At 45.3% G+C, this 19,579-nt stretch carries 16 protein-coding genes; all 16 read right to left on the bottom strand.

The features are described 5' to 3' along the window. Positions 1-54: 54 nt before the first annotated feature. The 16 genes from HW560_RS24165 to HW560_RS24240 all read right to left on the bottom strand — a co-directional run bounded on the left by HW560_RS24165 (position 55) and on the right by HW560_RS24240 (position 19,546). Positions 55-1,299: an MFS transporter gene (locus HW560_RS24165; protein WP_090897411.1), complete on the bottom strand. Its 1,245-nt coding sequence runs from the start codon at positions 1,297-1,299 to the stop codon at positions 55-57. Positions 1,300-1,383: 84 nt separating this feature from the next. Further along, positions 1,384-2,415: a zinc-dependent alcohol dehydrogenase gene (locus HW560_RS24170; RefSeq protein WP_179264961.1), complete on the bottom strand. Its 1,032-nt coding sequence runs from the start codon at positions 2,413-2,415 to the stop codon at positions 1,384-1,386. Between the two features lie 249 nt (positions 2,416-2,664). Then, complete coding sequence (locus HW560_RS24175) at positions 2,665-3,945, bottom strand: aminotransferase class III-fold pyridoxal phosphate-dependent enzyme (protein WP_179264962.1); 1,281 nt, start codon at positions 3,943-3,945, stop codon at positions 2,665-2,667. A gap of 33 nt (positions 3,946-3,978) precedes the next feature. Continuing rightward, entirely contained in the window at positions 3,979-5,133 is a 1,155-nt protein-coding gene (locus HW560_RS24180; RefSeq protein WP_179264963.1) for a glycosyltransferase family 2 protein, read from the bottom strand. 385 nt (positions 5,134-5,518) lie between these two features. Continuing rightward, a complete protein-coding gene (locus HW560_RS24185; RefSeq protein ID WP_179264964.1) occupies positions 5,519-6,997 on the bottom strand; it encodes an Lsa family ABC-F type ribosomal protection protein in 1,479 nt (492 codons plus the stop codon). 533 nt (positions 6,998-7,530) lie between these two features. Further along, complete coding sequence (locus HW560_RS24190) at positions 7,531-9,231, bottom strand: NAD-dependent malic enzyme (protein ID WP_179264965.1); 1,701 nt, start codon at positions 9,229-9,231, stop codon at positions 7,531-7,533. 329 nt (positions 9,232-9,560) lie between these two features. Further along, complete coding sequence (locus tag HW560_RS24195; protein ID WP_257031423.1) at positions 9,561-10,097, bottom strand: GNAT family N-acetyltransferase; 537 nt, start codon at positions 10,095-10,097, stop codon at positions 9,561-9,563. 68 nt (positions 10,098-10,165) lie between these two features. Continuing rightward, positions 10,166-10,549 carry a hypothetical protein gene (locus HW560_RS24200; protein WP_090897390.1) on the bottom strand — a complete coding sequence of 128 codons (384 nt, stop codon included), beginning with the start codon at positions 10,547-10,549 and terminating at the stop codon, positions 10,166-10,168. A gap of 185 nt (positions 10,550-10,734) precedes the next feature. After that, entirely contained in the window at positions 10,735-11,340 is a 606-nt protein-coding gene (locus tag HW560_RS24205) for a pentapeptide repeat-containing protein (protein WP_090902270.1), read from the bottom strand. A gap of 187 nt (positions 11,341-11,527) precedes the next feature. Beyond that, positions 11,528-12,004 (bottom strand): hypothetical protein, encoded by a 477-nt coding sequence (locus tag HW560_RS24210; RefSeq protein WP_090897388.1) that lies wholly within the window; start codon positions 12,002-12,004, stop codon positions 11,528-11,530. Continuing rightward, positions 12,001-14,040, bottom strand: coding sequence for an alpha/beta hydrolase family protein (locus tag HW560_RS24215; RefSeq protein ID WP_257031424.1), 2,040 nt, complete (start codon positions 14,038-14,040; stop codon positions 12,001-12,003). Before HW560_RS24215 ends, HW560_RS24210 begins: the two co-directional genes overlap by 4 nt. A 21-nt stretch (positions 14,041-14,061) precedes the next feature. Beyond that, positions 14,062-14,967, bottom strand: a complete 906-nt coding sequence (locus HW560_RS24220) for an ABC transporter permease (RefSeq protein WP_371129157.1) — start codon at positions 14,965-14,967, stop codon at positions 14,062-14,064. Between the two features lie 39 nt (positions 14,968-15,006). Next, positions 15,007-15,924 (bottom strand): ABC transporter permease, encoded by a 918-nt coding sequence (locus HW560_RS24225; RefSeq protein WP_063565206.1) that lies wholly within the window; start codon positions 15,922-15,924, stop codon positions 15,007-15,009. 99 nt (positions 15,925-16,023) lie between these two features. Beyond that, positions 16,024-17,589 carry an ABC transporter substrate-binding protein gene (locus HW560_RS24230; RefSeq protein WP_179264966.1) on the bottom strand — a complete coding sequence of 522 codons (1,566 nt, stop codon included), beginning with the start codon at positions 17,587-17,589 and terminating at the stop codon, positions 16,024-16,026. Beyond that, the gene (locus tag HW560_RS24235; protein WP_090897379.1) at positions 17,586-18,797 is read right to left on the bottom strand and encodes a M20 metallopeptidase family protein; all 1,212 of its coding nucleotides are present in this window, start codon (positions 18,795-18,797) and stop codon (positions 17,586-17,588) included. Before HW560_RS24235 ends, HW560_RS24230 begins: the two co-directional genes overlap by 4 nt. Next, positions 18,797-19,546 carry a FadR/GntR family transcriptional regulator gene (locus tag HW560_RS24240; protein WP_090897374.1) on the bottom strand — a complete coding sequence of 250 codons (750 nt, stop codon included), beginning with the start codon at positions 19,544-19,546 and terminating at the stop codon, positions 18,797-18,799. The genes HW560_RS24235 and HW560_RS24240 overlap by 1 nt, the downstream gene beginning before the upstream one ends. Positions 19,547-19,579: the final 33 nt, after the last annotated feature.

Consider the following 19,579-nt stretch of genomic DNA (forward strand, 5'->3'; position numbering starts at 1 on the left):
CCAGGTTCATTTTCTGTATTATATATTCGTTTCATATACAGAAAACCCCTTCTCCTACATATTTTTGTAAGTGCTAATCACTTGGGAGTGTTTCTGAGGATCAGGGAGGAATAACATAATGACCATGAGTACGATGTAAAGTGCAAGAATGACACTGAACAACAGCACGGGATTATAGTGATACAGCAGACCTGTCAGGTAACCTGATGGAATCGCTGTTAATGTCATGACCGTCTGCACGGCCGAGAACATATCCGCTTTTTCATGTGTACCCAATCGGTTCATAAGCAGTGAGTCCCGGTACGTTTGCAAGATGAAATTGCCTGCCGCCAGTACAATTAGAGTCAGAAATAACATGGCTATATTCCCCGCAGGTATCAACAGAAAAAGTATTGCCCCCACTGTACTCAAAATGATCGAGAAACTGACATACTTTTCTTCTGAACGCCGTTTCAGACGCGGGATAATGACTAAATACAAGAGCATGACGGTTACAGCGGTGACGACCGGGATAAATGATATAATCTGATCATTGAAGTTTAACTGTTCCTTGAAAAAAATTACCTGGAAAAAGTTCAACTGCAGGATCAGATTGGATAGCACCGTGATCAGAATAATCGGTAAAAGCCTCCGTTTATAGAACGATTTGCCGAAAAGTCGCAGACTGGAAGCCAGACTCTGGATCACCCGGGTTTGGCTATGCATTCCCATAAGTTCCTTCCCTACTGCGGTCTCATCCGTATATCGGTTGCGAATGAAGAACATGACGGTCATGAGAATGCCACCGACAAAATAAATACTGGCCAGTGTTGGCACAATGCCAAAATCGGCAATCACTACCCCGGCGATCGGTGTCAGTACTCCAGCACCCGTAATGATCATGTTGAGAATGGCGAATACCTTGGATCGCTTGTGTTCCTCAACATCCTCAATAATTAGACAGTTGAAGGAAACGGTCACAAATTTGGAGGTTGCATTCAGCAGGTAAGCGATCAGAAACAACCAAAAGTTCTGGGAGAAAGCCCAGATGAACATGGGAACACTCCAGGCAATCAGATCAAAGATCAGCGTTGTTCGCTTGCGCCCAAGCTTATTCGTGATTGAACCCGCAAATAACTGAAATATAAAGGCAAAATAAAGATTCACCGAATTGATCAAACCAATTTCAATATCCGAAAGTCCGGCTTCCTTCATATATAAAGGAGCATAAAAAAGAACAATCGTGCCCGGGATGGCCCACACCGGTTCAAGTAAGATGGAGTACCGCGGATTTCTCGGCAAATCCTGTAGCAGCTTCAATCGATATCTCCCCCCTTTTCTGCGGTGTTTCACCGCTGCGAATACCTGCTTTTCGCAGCGGCAAAACCGCCAATATCTACATGCTTACAAGATCAGAGCTGTTTTAACCGAATTCATGGGCAATTTCTCTCCGGTACGCAGATGATATCCGATTGTCCCATTGAATGCCTGTTCATAATCACTCAGCAGTTCCGTAGAGGTAACCATTTGCTCCAGTTCCGGAATACTTTGTGCAAATTTCAATGCTGTACTGATCATCGAGTGATTAGCTACCGCACCAATGATACTAATGCCATCATTAATCACGGCAGTTGATTTAAACGTCACTTCATAGCTGTCGTCATAACCCATAGGAATGATCTTGCCGCCTTTGGCAATCATCTCAAATCCTACATGAAGCTGGTTACCAACCGCGTCCACTACAATATCAAACTTCTTGTTATTATTGATCTCGTATACTTTATCCAGTGTCAGATCCTGAGGATAGAACACATGATCCGCGATCTCTGAAGCGAACTCTTTGCGGAATGGATCAACTTCCGTGCCTACAGTAAGCCTTGCCAATCGTTTGCTCACAAGCTGACACAAGGAACCTATTGCACCAGAACCGAGGACCAGTACAGAGTCACTTGGCTTAGTCCCTGCTTTCATGAACGTCTGAAGTACACATCCGAGTGGTTCGATCATCATGGCCGTTTCCCAACTCATGGAATCCGGTATGGGGTAGATATATTTCTCGTCCCCAACGTAATATTCTGCAAAAGTACCGTGAGTGGTCATACCTACTTGGTAGTCATCAAAGTTTTCGCAATAGATGAACAAACCTTCACGGCAATAGGAGCAGGTACCGCAAGATTGCGTGGGATCAACCAATACCCGATCACCCACCTTGAAACCACGAACTTCGTCGCCCACCTCAACCACTGTACCTACACCTTCATGACCAATAATCGTTCCTTTATTCGCCGGAACTTTGCCTTTGACAATATTCAGGTCTGTACCACAGATGCCTGAACCATAGATTTTAATCTTTACCTGGTTTGGCTTTTGTATGGTTGGCTCCTCAATATCCTGGTAAGTCACCTGTTTAAGATCCTGATATACGAGTGCTTTCATTGAATATTCCTCCTAGTCGATGTTTTATATAAGTTGAAATAAAGATTTTACACAATCCACTCCGATGACAGAACAACCTTCCAATCGCTGTTATCCCCAGATTCTTTAATTCCTTTTTTTAAAGGGGAACATCCGGGGATAAAGGCGAGCGCTCCGCTTTTTCAGGTTTATTCTGTCCTCTCCGTTCACGTGTAAATGAATAGTTCAACTAATATAATTTGAATAAAATTTTAAACGTTTTCGTAAATCTCAATTCGAAAGGTGTTCCTGTTTCAGCATCTCTTTCCAGTCGGAAAGTGTCTGCAAGAGAGCTTCCTCCACCCATAGCAATTCTTCCCGTGTATGTGCATCAGAGAAAATTAAGTACCCTTTGGTAAAAATTCCGAAGTGGGCCATTCGTTTGACCATAAACTCACGGAAAGGATCGGTATGGAAGTTTTCCTCCGAAATAGAGCTAATGGAGAAGCTTGCATAGGTCCCCTTCAGCACCAATTGATCGGTTAATCCAAGAAGCACGAGTTCAGCTTCGATCAGATCCATAATCCGAATGGTAGCCTCGCGCCAGCTAGGCCATACTTTAGCGCTTTTCATCAATCGCTCACATGCAATCGCTGCCGCGAGTGCAGTGGTCTCGCTGGAATGGGCGTTGCTGAATCTGACCTGTCCTGATAATGACATCAAATGTTCCGGTCCCATTACGGCTGCGAGTGGCAGTCCATTCGCCATACCTTTGGAAATACAGAGCAGATCCGGCCAGATGTCATACTCCCCAGCTGTAGCTTGCTTGCCCATTCGAATACCGGAGGTGACTTCATCAAATATGACAATGATATCCAATGACCGACATAGGGATACAACTTGCGCCAACGGCTCACGTTTCCATTCATTTGGACAAAGGACAATGCAGGCGATATCCTCGGGAGAGGATTGGATTTGGGCCTCGATACGCTCTGGTGAGGGCTTGTCTATCCAGATCGTTGTGCGCTCGATATCCACGGGGATGCCTCGCTCTTTCGTTTCGCGGCCATAGTATCCATAGGCAGACCAGTCATGCCACCCATGATAGGCCGTCGCGATGACCCTGCTTTTGCCACTTCCTGCACGAGCCAGACGCACAGCTCCACTGACTGCATCTGCGCCGCTTTTGGTGAATCGCAAAGAGGGATAGCGGCCTTCAAACCGCTCCAAAATCAGTTCAGCGCATTCAAGTTCAATGTCAGCAGGAATCGAATAACTTGTCCCTTTTTTCAGCTGATGGATAACGGTCAGTTGAACTTCGTGCCGTGCATGTCCCCATGGCGCCGTACCCATGGCCATCTCACAATCCAGCCATTCATTTCCATCGATATCTATAAAACGGGAATTGCGTGCTTCTGCGCAGCATACGGGTGTATATCCCGGAAATAATCGCTCTGGTGCTTTGGCTAACGTACTGCATCCGCTCGGAATGACCTTTTCGACATGTTCCAACCACTCCAGATTCCGTGTAAACCTTACGGCACGATCCAGCGTGCTCTCTTTTGATTTCACCTTTGGTTCCTCCCTGTTTACTTGGTTTGTGAGTTAGCGAACTTTGGAGCCTGGCCAGCAGCCGTCATATATGCGATCCATGGTAATGACATTGCCATACAGATCAATGATCAGATCTTTAGCCCGATGAGCGTGTCTCATCTCGATCCAGTAACGGTTTTCCAGCAACCGGGCGAAATTGTCCACCAGAAACAGTAATCGGTTCTCGCTATGAATCAACTCCTTGCCCAGAACCTGCGGCAGCCAGATAGCACCATTAGAGTTAAAGCGGTTGGAATAGTCACGTACCTCAGCAACAGGTGCAATGTCAGCTTCCTCCAGCTTGGTCCAGAACGTTTCCGCGTCACTGCGAACCTCTGCAAGATCAATGCCAACGATCGGCAGATGCTGATATTCACTCTGGCTATCCAGTTGTTCTTTCAGATGACCGAATACGAATGGCCAAACATCGGCCTCAATTTCCCCACCCCACTTTTTCCAGAAACGTGCCAGATTGTTTTTCCGGTTGAAGTTGCGGTGAATGCCACTGCTCCGTTCCCAGTGATAGGCGAGAATATTCGGATTAATGACCGTATCATATCCGGCTGACCGTGCTCGCATCTGATAATCAAAATCCTCATATCCGTTAAAGAACTTCTCATCCAGCTCGCCTACCGTTTCATATACTTCCCTCTTCATGCCGAACATGGCGAATACAACAAGCTGAACTGAAAAAGTTTCCTTCGGAATATCATCAGGCGATGCGTTCAGGAATAAGTGGCGGCCAATTGTATCAGCAAATGCAATACCACAATGCTGCACACCTCCCGTTTGCGGATAGAGCAGAACACCGCCAATCATACCGATCGTAATGTCGCTGTCCATCGTCTCCTTCATCATTGATTGCCAGTTCGGTTGAAGGATCGTATCGGAATCCAGAAAGAAAATATAATCACCCTCTGCTCGCCGAAGTGCGCTGTTGATTGATACAGCACAACCGAGTGGAAAATCATGCTGAAGAATTTCAATCGTTACCCCTTCTCTAACCTCTTGTTTCAGTTTCTCCAAATGCTGTAAAACAGCAGAACCGGAACCATCGTTGATAAAAATGATTTGAGTGGACGGGCTGACGGTCCGCAGCAATGAATCCGTAAACAGGTTCAAAATGTTATAGTCCTGGTTAACTGGCACTATAATGGTGTAAAGCATGGAATCCCTCCTGTTGGATATGATGGAATGCGTGCAAAAGCGAGTTGAAACGGTATCGCGTTTAGTGCGGATTATCGACCTCCTTGTCGCAAATACACTGTCTTAATTTGGTAATGATTTGAATCTACTAGAAATTTATATCATTTTTTGTAAGTTTGAAATCTTAAATTCTGAACTCTGTTAAAATTTGAATATGTACCGAAAAGAAAATATGCGCCTTTCAAGTATCGCGGATAGCTCTCCACGCAAAAAAACACCTCCAAAGTGAGTCCGTATCCAATGACAAGACCGACTCCACAATGGGGTGTTATATTGCATTAATATATGTTGTTATAAGGTAGCGGCTCTTAGAATTTATATTTATATCTTTATCTTTCCCTTTTGCTCATAGCTCGATAATTCTTGTTGCTATATTTGAGCAAAACTCACTGTCATGCTCTACAAACAAAAGGGTCGGGGAGTACTCCAGCAGCAAGTCTTCAATTTGCATACGAGAGATGACATCAACAAAGTTGAGAGGTTCATCCCAAATATGCAAATGAGCTTGCTCACTGAGACTTTTAGCAATCAGCACCTTCTTTTTTTGGCCTGCGCTAAACGTCGAGATATCCTTCTCCAATTGCAGCCTGGAAAAATCCAGCTTTCTTAGGATCGATTTAAACAAGCTTTCATCGATTCCCTGTGTGACAGCATAATCCGATAATTGGCCGCTGAGATCAGACGTGTCCTGCGACACATACGAGATCTTAAGTTGGTGATCCTTTCGAAAATGACCTGTATAAGGGATGTCCTCACCACAGATCAGTTTAAGGATGCTTGATTTCCCCGATCCGTTTTTACCATAGAGTGCAATCCGATCCCCCTTTTCAACTGTGAAACTCACGTCCTTACATACCGTATTGGAGCCATATGCAATCGATACATGTTCCAATTCGACAAGTTCTTTTTTGTGAAAATCCAGTTGATGAATCTGTAGACGTTCAGCACTCTCAATATTTTTTAGAAGTTTGGACTTTTCTTGGATGGCGGATTGCTGTCTCTGCTCAATATTTTTAGAACGTTTCATCATTTTGGCAGCCTTGTGTCCGATATAGCCTTTATCCACCTTTGAACCGGAATTTCTCGTACCATTTTTGGTTCTTTCCACTTCATGCGACCATCCACCCGTCCGTTTGGCAGAATCGGACAAACGCTTGATGTCCTTTATTAACTTCTCATTACTTGCAAGTTCAAACTGATCTTGCCTTTGTTTATTTTCCCACCAAGCGGAGAAATTCCCTCTCTGAATCTCGATGTTATTTTTATTAATGGACAGGATGTGGTCTACGCAGTTATCCAGAAAGGATCGATCATGCGACACCAGAATAAATCCACTTTTGCTGCGAAGATAATTACTGACGAGTTTTCTCGCATGAATATCGAGATGATTAGTAGGTTCATCAATGAGCAAAAATCGATTATCCTTCAGGAACAAGGCAGCCAGCATGACCTTCGTTTGTTCGCCATTTGATAAAGAGTCGAAAGGCCGATACAGAATATCTTCCGAAACCTTTAACAGGTTAAGCTCTCTGACAAGCTGCCAGTGCAAATATTCAGGATAGACCTCTTCAATGACATCGAGGGTCATAGCTTTTTTATTCTGAACCTGAAAAGGAAAGTACTCAAAGCTGACATTCGCAGAAATAGTTCCACTGTATTCATATTTACCAAGCAGCAGGTTGAGGAATGTCGTTTTGCCTCTGCCGTTTCTTCCGGTAAAGCCCAATTTCCAATCGGAGTCCAGCTGAAAACTCACATTTTCAAATATATTATCGTAACTGCCATCATAGGCAAAGGTTAGGTTGCTAACGTTAATTAAAGACATAAAGATCATCCTTTTTATGTGAAATATAAAAGTTAACCGACGTGAAATTTACCACGACATGGTCCCTCACTTTATATTTGAACATAATCAGAATTTCAATCCGCTCTTGCATGAATGACATATCCCTCGTGTCAGAGTGATTGGAATATCCTCAAATGAAAAAACGCAAAAAAGCGCCATTCACCGGTGCTTTTTTGCGTTACATCAACCTGACTATGATAAAGAAACCTGGCGCCTGAGAACTTAACGCCAAGATAATCTATGCATAGGAGGATTAAGTGCCGGTTTCTGATTAGTTATGTTGTGAACCATGTCAGTGTTCATGTTCGTTGACAGGTTCACATAAACATCTACAACCTCTAATTCAGTCATCGCTCTATCCCCCTTTAAAAGCTCAACAATTTAATATCAGAAACTTAACATGGAATACAGCCATGGGTCAAGGCGAGAAACAAATCGTGCCGCTTTTAAAATCCAAATCCATATGATTAGACCCACAAGGGTTTATAGTCACCACGCACTGTATTCAGTTATTAAACGGCCGCATACAGCGGTTTGTACACCGGATGCCACATGGCAGCTTTTACAGCCTCTTCAACGTCTTTCAGCTCTACACGCGCAACGCCATCTTCCACTGCCGCCTTGGCGACCGCCACTGCAACTTTGTACGATACAGCATGCAGTTCTTTCACTCTGGGCAGAAGTGGAGCACCTGGTGCAGAGGAATCTACCGAATTAGCTACGGCCACTGCAGCTGCGGTGAACATGTTTTTGGTGAATTTCGATGCTTTCGCAACAATCGCTCCTAGACCCAAACCAGGGAACACAAAAGCATTATTGGATTGACCAATTTCATACAACGTGCCATTAAACATGACAGGTTCAAATGGGCTACCTGTTGCAATCAGTGCTCTGCCATCTGTCCATTCAATCAAGCTTCTTGGTGCTGCCTCGGCAAGCGAGGTCGGATTGGACATGGGCATAATGATTGGGCGTTCCACATGCTTCGCCATTTCTTTGATAACTTGTTCATTAAAGGCACCTGTCACACCGGACGTCCCGATCAGGATCGTTGGTTTGATCTGTTTCACAGCTTCCAGCAGACTGACCTGCCCTTGCTCATTCAACACCCAATCTTTCACTTCCGCAGCTTTACGCACATAAGGTTTCTGGAATTCAAATAGACCTTCTGTCTCATCGGTAAGGATTCCGCGGTAATCGAACGCCCAGAAACGGCTCTCCGCTTCCTCCTGCTCAAGCCCTTCCTCCATCATAGCGTCACGAATCTGATCTGCGTTACCAATACCAGCGGCCCCCGGTCCAAATACCAGGACACGATGCTCACGAAGAGGCATACCCGTCACTTGAACTCCGGACATAATCGCCGCAAGTGTGACCGCACCCGTTCCCTGAATATCGTCATTAAACGTAAGGAGTTCTTCCCCGTATTTCTGAATAATATTTCTGGCATTCACGCTGCCCAGGTCTTCCCAGTGAAGCAGGATATCCGGGAACCACTTTGTTGTTTCTTTCACAAAGGCTTCGATAAATTGCTCATATTTTTCCCCGCGAATACGTTCATGGCGATTACCTACATACAATGGATCATTCAGCAATTTGGGATTATTGGTTCCAACGTCCAGCACAACAGGCAATACACGGCTTGGATCAACGCCTACGGCTGCTGTATATACTGCGAGTTTACCAATGGCAATTTTAATGCCGCCAACGCCCCAGTCTCCGATGCCCAGAATACTTTCCGAGTCGGTTACCACAATCAAATCCACATCTCCCGCATGTAATCCACTGTTGCGGAAAGCTTCCTCCAGCCCATCCATGTCATTGATGGATAAATATAGACCTCCAGGTCTATGGTACTGATGGCTATATTCTTGAATGGCTTGTCCGACCGTAGGTGTGTACACAATCGGCAGCATTTCACTAAGATGATCTTTCATTAGACGGTAGAATAGTACAATATTTCGGTTGAACAAATCACTGAGCATAATGCTTTTACGCAAATTATCCGATTCATTCTGCAATTGCTGATATACTCGACTCACTTGTTCTTCAATATTTAAAACCATCGGTGGCAAGATGCCATTCAGGTTAAGCTCTCTTCTTTCTTCTTTGTTAAAGGCAGTACCCTTGTTCAACATGGGATTGGACAGAACATCCTTGCCTTTCAAAGAGGTTTTTAAGTTTCCATCAGAATCTACAAAAAATGAGTTCATTTACTGATTGCCTTCTTTCATGATGTCTGTTGACGTCTTAACGCCTTTTTAATTTATTTTTAACACTTAATAACTTTTAGTTAGTTACATATCTTCCGATGACAATTATAAAATATTTTCTATGTCATGTAAACGAACTCATGAAACTTCCATGAATGAAATTCAATTTCATTTCGATAAATAAAATTTATCACCTTGTCATTTTTCAACAAATTCATTTTATGAATTTATACATATCTCACGCCAAAAAGCCACGATCTTCGTGGCTCCAAGCGGTGTTCCTTTCTGAATGTTCATTTCCTAATCTTACATTGATCCAGATGCTGTAGTCAGTACAGATATCCTAAAAAATCAAGTTCTCCCTCACTCCAAGGCAATGTTCCGACTTCTTTAACCATTAATCCGTCGATCTGCTCAATTCCAACTCCAATTGTAGTTAAGGTCTCATGGTCAATTTTCAACCACTTACAGGTGTTGCTGACCATTTTGAACCCATTTTTGCTATACAAGCCCTCATGATCAGCAAATAATAGCACAAAATCAATATGCCCTCTGGACAGCTTGTCCACTTCTGATAGCAACAACGAACCGATTCCTTGAGAGCGATATGCTGTCGAAACACACAGATCAATGACCCCCAGCACTCTTATTGCTTTTCCATTTAAATTCATCATTCTGTAATCTAATCCTACATGTCCAATCAGTTGATTATCTGGGTTAAATGCTAATATTCTGCAATGTGGAATTTGTTTAAAAAACAAACGGTCCTCCGGATAAACATCTGGAAAACTGTCAATAAGCAATGCCTGAAGATGCGTTGACCTTTCTTCGTTCAAATCCATATCATAAGCTTTAACTAATTTCAAAAAAATGTCCCCCTAAATTAAATCGATTTCTGTTCTATATTTGTCTCAGCTGAGTTTTAAAAGTTCAATTACGGCATGTAAGCACCTTCTACTTCAACCTTTCGTTCATTTCCGTTTGCTATGTATCTTACGTGAATGACATTTCCTTTCTGAAATTGTGGAATATGTGTAACCGGGATATATGTCTCTACGACAGAGGGAAAGGTACGGCCGTCAACTTGGGTTACGGTCAAATCCAGTCGTACTCCCGGCCTTCCATCCATACTGGATGAAGTTTGTGTAATATCATGAATAACCGCCTCCGCGGGAATCCCTTCCATTAAAACCCTTTTTCGAGTGTGTTGTATCTGTTTGTTGTTACGGAGCATTTTAAATATCATAACCATAGTGATCGTGCCTGTTATAAGCCCAAAGCCAATAATAGCAACAATAGTAAATAAAGTAGTCGTCATAATGGCCTCCTTTTATTTGAAACTTATGTTTATTAGTTCTTGATTATATCTCTTATTCCTGCAAATTTGCTTGAACAGGAACATCTTCATGCCAAAAAAGCCACCTTGTTGGTGGCTTCATGCAGTTTATGAAGTTTTTGAATTGTCTATAATACTGGCATGAACTGTAGCAGTATATGTTCAACTTAGTCTACTTTCGCACCATATGAGCGTACAAACAGAACCGCTTGTTCGCGATCCAAACGTACGCCTTTAATATCCAATGATTTCAGATCGATTCCTTCCAGATTAGCGCCTCTAAGATCCGCTCCTTGCAGCTTGGCTCTGCTTAAAACTGCTCTTGTAAGATCACAGTCTCGCAAATCCGCTTTGGTAAAATCCGTGTCCGTAAAGTCCGCTTCAAAAAAACGAATTCCTCGCAAATCCTGTTTACCCAATCGGGTATGTCTCAGATTCGTATAAGACCAATCGCCCTGACTTAGTGTGATACCATCCATTTGTGCACCGGAAAAGTCCGACCCCGTCATTTTGCAGGAGGTGAATTTGGAAGCGAAAAGATTAGCACCACCAAATAAGCAGTTTTCAAAAGCCGACTCTCTATGGATTGAGCCATTCATTGAAGCGCCTTTAAAGTCACATTCGATAAAACGGCAGTTGCTAGTCTCGATTTCCTCCATCGAAGCGTTCATAAAGGTACACTGTTTGAAAACACAACTGACCAGTTCTCCATACCGCAAGTCACGTCCTTCAAAATGTACACCTTCATACTCTTGATCCTTATATTGGTACATCACGTACACCCCATCTTGTATGATTATCATGTTTTCCCCATTAAAAAGCTTTTTATAATATACCATACGGCTGTCAAGTACCTGCTTAAAAGCCTGCAAAAGTCAAGTTACTTTTTTTTGAAAAACGTAGCTACTCAAATAAAAAAACCGCGAAAATCGCGGCTTTTGGCTCTATAACTGTTTTTAGCTAGTACTTCAATCGGATATGAACAGGGATGGGAAACGATGCGTCTCTTCCCTTGTCTCTGTGCTCGTCTTTGTTTTGTTCTTCTTCTTTCACAATCCACTGTCTGCCAACCATCAATTGCAGCAACTCGATCTCTTGTAAGGTCAGGTAAATATGTTTTAGTGACAGTCCCTCCTGGATATAATCCTGTTCTACCTTGAGGTTAAACCGGAAATAGAGCAGTCTTTTCAGGGCGTTAATATGCAAAAATTTGAATTCATAGACTCTGCTGCGTATGGCCTCTTCCCAGTTGTCTCCTATCTCAGCTGCTGTGTCCAGTCTCTCCACCAGATCCATCGTTGGTTCCTTGATCTTGGATAACAACGAAGAAAAGTCTTTTCTCTGTAAACAATCAATCATTAATTCGCTCGGTTCACCGCTCGTTAGAACATTTTCCACTAACATAGCTACGGGAATGGATAACCGAATACGGCTCATGCTCCGCCCTCTCCATCTCTGAGGTATTGATTAAACCAGGCATTTACTTGTTCAAAGCTATCCACGCGCAGCGAGGGTTTTCCGCTTTTGAGCAAAGTATGATTGGAGCCTGGGTATCGAATCAGTTTAGTCGTTTTTCCATATCGTTTTAACGTGGTATATAACTCCTCCGCCTGTCCGATCGGTGTACGATAATCTTGCTCTCCATGCATAATCAGAAGTGGCGTTTGAATCTTGTGCGCATGAGCAAGGGGAGAACGGGACCATAACATGTCTGCATGTTCTGTCGGATTGCCACCAATTACGCCCTCCACATAAGAGATTCCAATATCACTGGTTCCATACAAGGACAACCAATTGGATATACAACGCTGCGTAACTGCCGCCTTAAATCGATGGGTATGAGCAACGATCCAGTTGGTCATGACACCTCCGTAACTACCTCCACCTATACCAAGACGTGTTTCTTCCAGGAAATCATATGTTGCCAGTGCATAGTCCACCGCCTCAAGCAGATCTCGACAGTCTCCCCCGGCAAAATCTCCTCGGCAAGCTCTGGCGAATTCCTGCCCGTACCCCATACTTCCTCGGGGATTCACCCATAGTACGGCATACCCCTGTGCAGCAAGTGTCTGCATTTCGTGGCTGAAGATGCCTGTATACATGGCATGCGGTCCACCATGAATCTGTAATATCATCGGTACTTTGGTATCCGATTCCTGCATAACCGGCTTTAACAACCAACCCCGGATCGGCCATCCGTCTGACGAAGTAAACTCGATACGTTCAGGTACATTGACTTTCAAGCCTGCCAAAAATTCATCGTTTCGCCGGGTGAGTCTGAACATGTCCCCACTGTTAATATCCACACGGTACAGTTCTCCAGGGTGATCCTCAGTCAATGCACCAATGACCAGCGTCTTACCATCAGGTGACAGGGTATATTGATATACATCCTTCTCCCCGCTACCCGTAACGGATTGACAATGCCCATCCTCGGTGATTTGATACACGTCCACATTTCCACCCTGGGTACCCAGTACATATGCCGTACGTTGCGCATGATGGTCATCCATCAGTGGCGACGGGGATGGACTTGCCGATTTCATGTCCCCAAGTGCTGCGTTCCCCAACTGCATATCGACATCAGGTGCCAGCTGCTTTGGAATACCTCCACTACTCGGCACTTCATATAGTCTATTGTGACTGCCACTGCCGTACTCTCGGTCGCTGGCGATCAGAACCAGTTGCTCTCCGTCGGGTGAATATGCGAACTGGCTCACCTGAAGACTGGAATCCGTTACTCTATACTGCTCGCCGTTTGCCAGATTGACAGTATGTACGTCTGCAAAGTACAACAGATCCGCATCCACCCCCTGATCCTGTACCTGCTTGGAAATGAAGGAAATAGCCTGACCGTCTGGCGACCAGACCGGAGCAGTAACATTCCATGGTCCGGTTGTGATCTGTCTAATGGTTCCACTTCCAATCTCATATACAAACAGATGGCTATTCAGACCATCCCACCAGCCAGAGCCTTCTGCCTTCGGTGTCGTGCGCTCAAAAACCTTGCCCCTCAGGGGAGATACTTTAAGTGATTCGTCTGTCTTTGATGTTTTGTCAGCTATTGCTTCTTCTTTGCCTGCTACAACTTTGCTAGTAAACGCAATATACTGCCCATCCGGGGACCAGACAAATTGTAAAAGCTTGCGCTCAGACGAGATGAGATTTATAGCCTTTGTATCACCTGACGCAAGGGTCCACAATCCTTTACCCCCACTTTCCAATCGTAAAAAAGCGAGCTGTGTTCCATCTGGTGACCAGGAAGGATATGAATCCTTTACTCCATCTGTAAGCGGCTTGTCCCCACTACCTTCAAGTGAAACGCCACGAATTTGCGTAATATATTCATTTTTCTGCTGATCAATCGTCTGTTCAACGTACGCCACCTGACCATCTTGATTGATTACAGGCTGGCTAACCCAGCGGTAATGATATAAGTCCTCTGGCAAGATCGGTCTTTTATTCATATCCATGGCTATCCCCTCCCGTTCCTCTTATTTCTTGTTTGTATCCGTACGTGGATCAAGTACATCGCGCAGCCAATCTCCCAGGAAAATGACACCCAGAACCGTCAGGGTAATTGCCAGTCCAGGGAAAGTTGCCACCCACCAGCTTGTTGCTACATATTGCCTTCCATCACTGAGCATACCTCCCCAGGAAATGTCAGGTGGCTTAATGCCCAGACCCAGGAAACTGAGCGAAGCTTCCATAATGATCGTGGTCCCAACATTCATACCGCAGATCACGATAAAGGAAGATAAAATATTCGGCAGAATGTGTTTTAGAATCAATCTCCCATTCTTGGCACCAATCGATCTGGCAGCGTGAACAAAGTCCCGTTCCTTGATACTCAACACCTCACTGCGGACTACACGGGTGAAAGGAACCCAGTTCGTCACACCGATAACCAAAATCAGCGTCGTAATCCCTGGCCCCACAATAGCCATTACAACGAGCATAAACAGAATGGTAGGGATGGCCATGAATGCATCACCTACGCGCATAATAACCGCATCCAGCCATTTTCCGTAAAATCCGGACAAGAGACCAAGAATGGCACCGATGATTCCGGACACGATGACTGCTCCCATACCTACGATTAATGAAACACGCGCACCATATACGATTCGACTCCACATGTCCCTGCCCAGATTATCCGTACCCAGCCAGTATTCAGCCGTTCCCCCATCAAGCCAAGCTGGAGGTTTAAGGCGATTAAGGGGATTCACTGCTCCAGGATCATGACTCGTTAACAGAGGTGCACATATGGCGATTAACACAACCAACAATACGAGCACAGCGCCAAATATTCCGGTCTTGCTGATGATCAGTTGTCTCCAGATGTAGCGAAGTCCTGTTGGTGTACGTACATTCTCATGTTCCTGTTCTGCACCCGGCATTGGCATTTCATTGCTGCCTGTCATCGATTGCACCTCCTTCTAATCGTATTTAATGCGTGGATCAAGCAGCCGGTAGGCCACGTCCGTCAGAATATTCGTTACAACCACGATAAATGCAATGACAAAAACAGCGGCCTGTACAATCGCCATGTCATGGGTGTTGACTGCAACAACCAGCAACTGACCCAGCCCAGGCCAGGAGAATACCGTCTCCGTAATCAATGTTCCACCAATCAAGCTTGTAAACTGCAAACTCATAATCGTTACGACCGGAATCAATCCGTTACGAAACGCATGTTTGCCAATCACGACCATCCGGCCAAGCCCCTTACTCCGTGCTGTACGAATGTAATCCTGACTCAGAATTTCCAGCATGCTAGAGCGAATCAGACGAGTCATCTGAGCAGCAAGCCCGACCCCTAGTGTAAAGGCAGGCAATATCAGATGTGATACTCCGCCGCGGCCGGATACAGGCAAAACTCCCCACATCACGGAAAATAACAAAATGAGCATAATGCCCATCCAAAAGTTCGGCATAGCTTTACCGATGACCGATATACCGGAGATGATCAGATCGGTAAACGTATTTCGTTTGACTGCTGATGCAACTCCAAGCGGTACAGCCATAACAATGGCAAAAAACATCGCTGCAACAGCCAGTTCAAAGCTGGCCGGCAATCGTTCCAGTACAAGCTGTAAAGCCGGTTCTCCATAACGGAAAGATTGACCAAAGTCACCCTGCAATGCGCTGCCAAGGAACTTCATATACTGTGTGTATAACGGCTGGTCCAGTCCGAGTGCCTGCGTTAATACAGCGCGGTCTTCCGCAGTAGCTGTTTCAGGCAGCATCAGAGCTACCGGATCACCCGTGACGCGGACCAATATAAAAACGATCAATGAAACAATGAACAGAACCGGAATAACCTGCAGTAGTGACTTAAGTACATATTTGCCCATTTCTCTATCCACCTCCTTTTAAAAAAGAACGACAGGAACGTGGTACAGTCCCTGCCGTTCTCGGCTTATCCTTGTCATAACAGGTTGTTCTGTCTGATGTTACTGTGCAGGTGTAATCTCGTCAGCATAGAACATTTCATCGCTACGCGGCTCGAAGTTCACACGGCTATCGATACCATAAACTCCTTCCATTTGGTACAAATACACAGCCGGGCGATCTTCAGCAAGAATTTGTTGTACTTGCTGGTATTCTTTCTCCCTGGAAGCCGGATCCATGTTAACCAGCGCAGACTGGAGCAATTTCTCCACTTCCGGATTGTTATAGTCCGACTCACCTTTGGCTTCGTCCAACATGTAACGATTGTAGTTATTGGAAGCATCAAAGAGGGAGTTCCCAATTCCGATCATGAAAATTTCCTTGAATGATTTGGAACTGTAACGTTCACTGAAAGCACTTGGTTCAAGCACGTCCAGATTAATTTTGAAGCCCACTTGCTCCAGCATTGCTGCCACGACTTCGGCAGGCTCTTTGTATTGAGAAGATACCGAGATGGTCATCTCCGCTTCACCTTCTGCGTAACCTGCTTCCTGCAACAGTTGCTTCGCCTTCTCTTGATCATACAGTGATGTTTTGTACAACGAAGGATCTGCCCCGAAGTTGCCAGGTGTTACGGATGTGCGAGTCACGATACCTGCACCTCCGGCAATGCTGTCTACAATACCCTGCTTATCAATCGCTAGATCAATAGCCTCCCGAACCTTCGGATCAGCTGTGACGCTGCCCTCTGTTTGGCGGAAAATCAACTGAAGTACACGCTGAATCGGCGCTTTGACGATCTTCTTGTCTGCTTCGCCTTCAATGCGGGCAATATCTGTCGACGGAATAGATGCTGCGATATCAACACCACCTGCCAGCAGTTCAGATACACGTGTGGAAGCTTCGGGGATGACACGGAATACAACCTCATTCCATTTCGGTTCACCATCGAAGTAATTTTCATTTTTCACAAGTTCAACCCGATCATCTTTTGTCCACTTCCTGAATTTGTACGGACCTGTGCCAACCGGTTGTTTAAGGAATTGATCAAAACCATTGTCCTCAATATATTTTGCTGGCAAGATGCCTGCCCCCATTTTGGATAGACGATTAAGCAGCAACGGATCTGGTCCGTCGGTAATAATATCTACCGTATATTCATCGACCGCTTTCACTTCAACAATGTTTTTGAAGTAGCTGTTTTGTTTCAGTGTACTGTCTTTGGCTACGCGCTCCAGTGTATACTTTACATCCGCTGAGGTGAATGGATCACCGTTATGGAAGGTCACGCCTTCACGCAGCTTGAAGCGCCAGGTTGTGTCATTCACTTGCTCCCATGAAGTTGCGAGACCTGGAACCTTCTTCTGTTCACTATCATTTTTGATCAGATAATCAAATACGTTGACCAGCACCGCTTCACTGGATGTATTATTGTTGTTGTGCGGGTCAAAGCTCTCAATATCCGTAGCAGCTGCAATGGTAAGTGTAGTGCTGGCAGAAGTACTACTGCCCGATTCACTTGATGCCGAATTGCTATCCGTGCCAGTGCTCTTGCCACCACAAGCGCTCAGTACCAGTACTACAGCCAATAATGTGATCCACATGCTAGTCCATTGTCTTTTTTTCATTTTCCATGCTCCCCCTCAGAAGTTGTGTGTCTTGACAAATATTCAAGTGCTACGGCCGACAGCATGCCCACACCATACGGCATGGCCGTCTCATCCAGATCGAACATCGGATGGTGAAGCGGATAACGAGTTCGCTCTTCCTCGTTCCCTGAACCCAATCGGAAGAAAACACCCGGAATCTGTTCACAGTAGAATGCGAAATCTTCGCCGCCCGTGGACGGCGGAATAATGCTCCGTCCCTTCGCCCATTCGAGTCCGTCAACGGTCTCCGTAAGCAGGTCAACCATACCCAGATCGTTAACTACAACGGGGTAACCATCGCCATAGATGACTTCATGACCCGCCCCGAACGAACTGCACACACCACTTACAACCTGTTTAATCAGGGCTGGCATGCGTTCGCGAATGGCTGGGGAGAGTGTTCGAACCGTGCCGATCATCTCAACCTCCGGCGCAATGGCAGTTCCCATGTAGCCTCCAGTTATTTTACCGATCGTTACCACAACCGGCTCCAGCGGGTCTACCATACGACTAGCCAGATTCTGTAGTGCAGTGATGACCTGAGCAGATACAGCAATGGCATCGATGCCTTCATGCGGGCGGGCAGCATGTCCGCCCTTGCCAAGTATCCGAATCACCAGACGATCTGCCGAGGCAAACGCCACACCTTTGCTAACCCCGATGGTACCCGTATCTTGTCCTGGAGTCATATGTAGCCCTGCAATCGCGTCCACCTTTGGATTCTCCAGTACTCCATCCTGAATCATGGCACGTGCACCTGCCAATCCTTCCTCCGCAGGCTGGAACACAAATTTGATGTTGCCCGATTTCGGTCGGCCAAGGCTTGTTAGCAGCTCAGCCGCCCCCATTAGAATGGTTGTATGAGCGTCATGCCCGCACAGATGGGCCTTGCCTTCTACCTGTGAGCTGTACTCAGCCACCTTTTGGTCCTGAATTGGCAATGCATCCATATCTGCCCGAAGTGCGAATGTAGGCCCTTCCGTTTCTCCCCGCAGCACTCCTACGACTCCTGTTTTCCCTACCTTACGTGTTACTTCAAGACCCAGACTTTCCAAGTGTTTGGCTACGATCTCTGAAGTTCGAAATTCTTCATAGCCAATTTCCGGATGGCGATGGAAATCTCTCCGCCAGGCAATGAGTTTGGGCTGAAGTGCTTGTGCGCGTTGATATAGTTGTGATTGTTCCATTAGTTCTCATCCCCTTCTTTTTCATCGGATTCTGAAACGAGTCTGGCATAGATTGCATCAGCCGAGAATTCAATGTGTTTTTTCATCGTCTCCCGGGACTTGATGCTGTCATGTGCTTTCAGCGCTTCAAGAATCTCCATATGTATCCCATGATTGAGGGAGCGAATTCGGTCATCATAGGGCATCAAGTCCAGTGCCGGATTAATTTTTGTCCGGATTTGTCTAACAGCCGTCTCACAGTACGGATTACCGGATGCCTTGGCAATGGTCAGATGAAATTTCACATCCAGGGCCCGGAACCATTCCCTCGTACAGTGAGGTTCAATACTTTGCTCCATATAGGCTTCAAGCAGTTCCAGCTCGCCTGCGGTGATCCGCTCAGCAGCCAAAAAAGCCCCCTCCGGCTCGATAATGGTCCGGTATTCAAACACTTTCAGCATCTGATCCCAATCCCGCATAATTTCTTCTCTTGTGCGTTTATGAGAATTCGCTGTCAGTGGCAACACAAAAGTACCACCTTTGGCCCCCACGCGTTTCTCGATCAGGCCTTTTTCCTCCAGCGCAGATAACGCCTCGCGAACCGTAATTCGACTGGCATTAAATATCTCGGCAAGGTCTCGTTCGGAAGGAAGCTGTTCTTCACTCATTAATTCTTTGAGTATGATGGCTTCTTCAAGTTGCTCCCTTATAAATTCACTAACCTTTTTGGTAGATACTTTCTCAAAACGAAATGAAAACGTACTGGACATGTAAACACTCCGATCTGTAAATGGTCTAGACCT

Origin of the sequence: Paenibacillus sp. E222, assembly GCF_013401555.1 — a bacterium.
Classification (GTDB): Bacteria; Bacillota; Bacilli; order Paenibacillales; family Paenibacillaceae; genus Paenibacillus.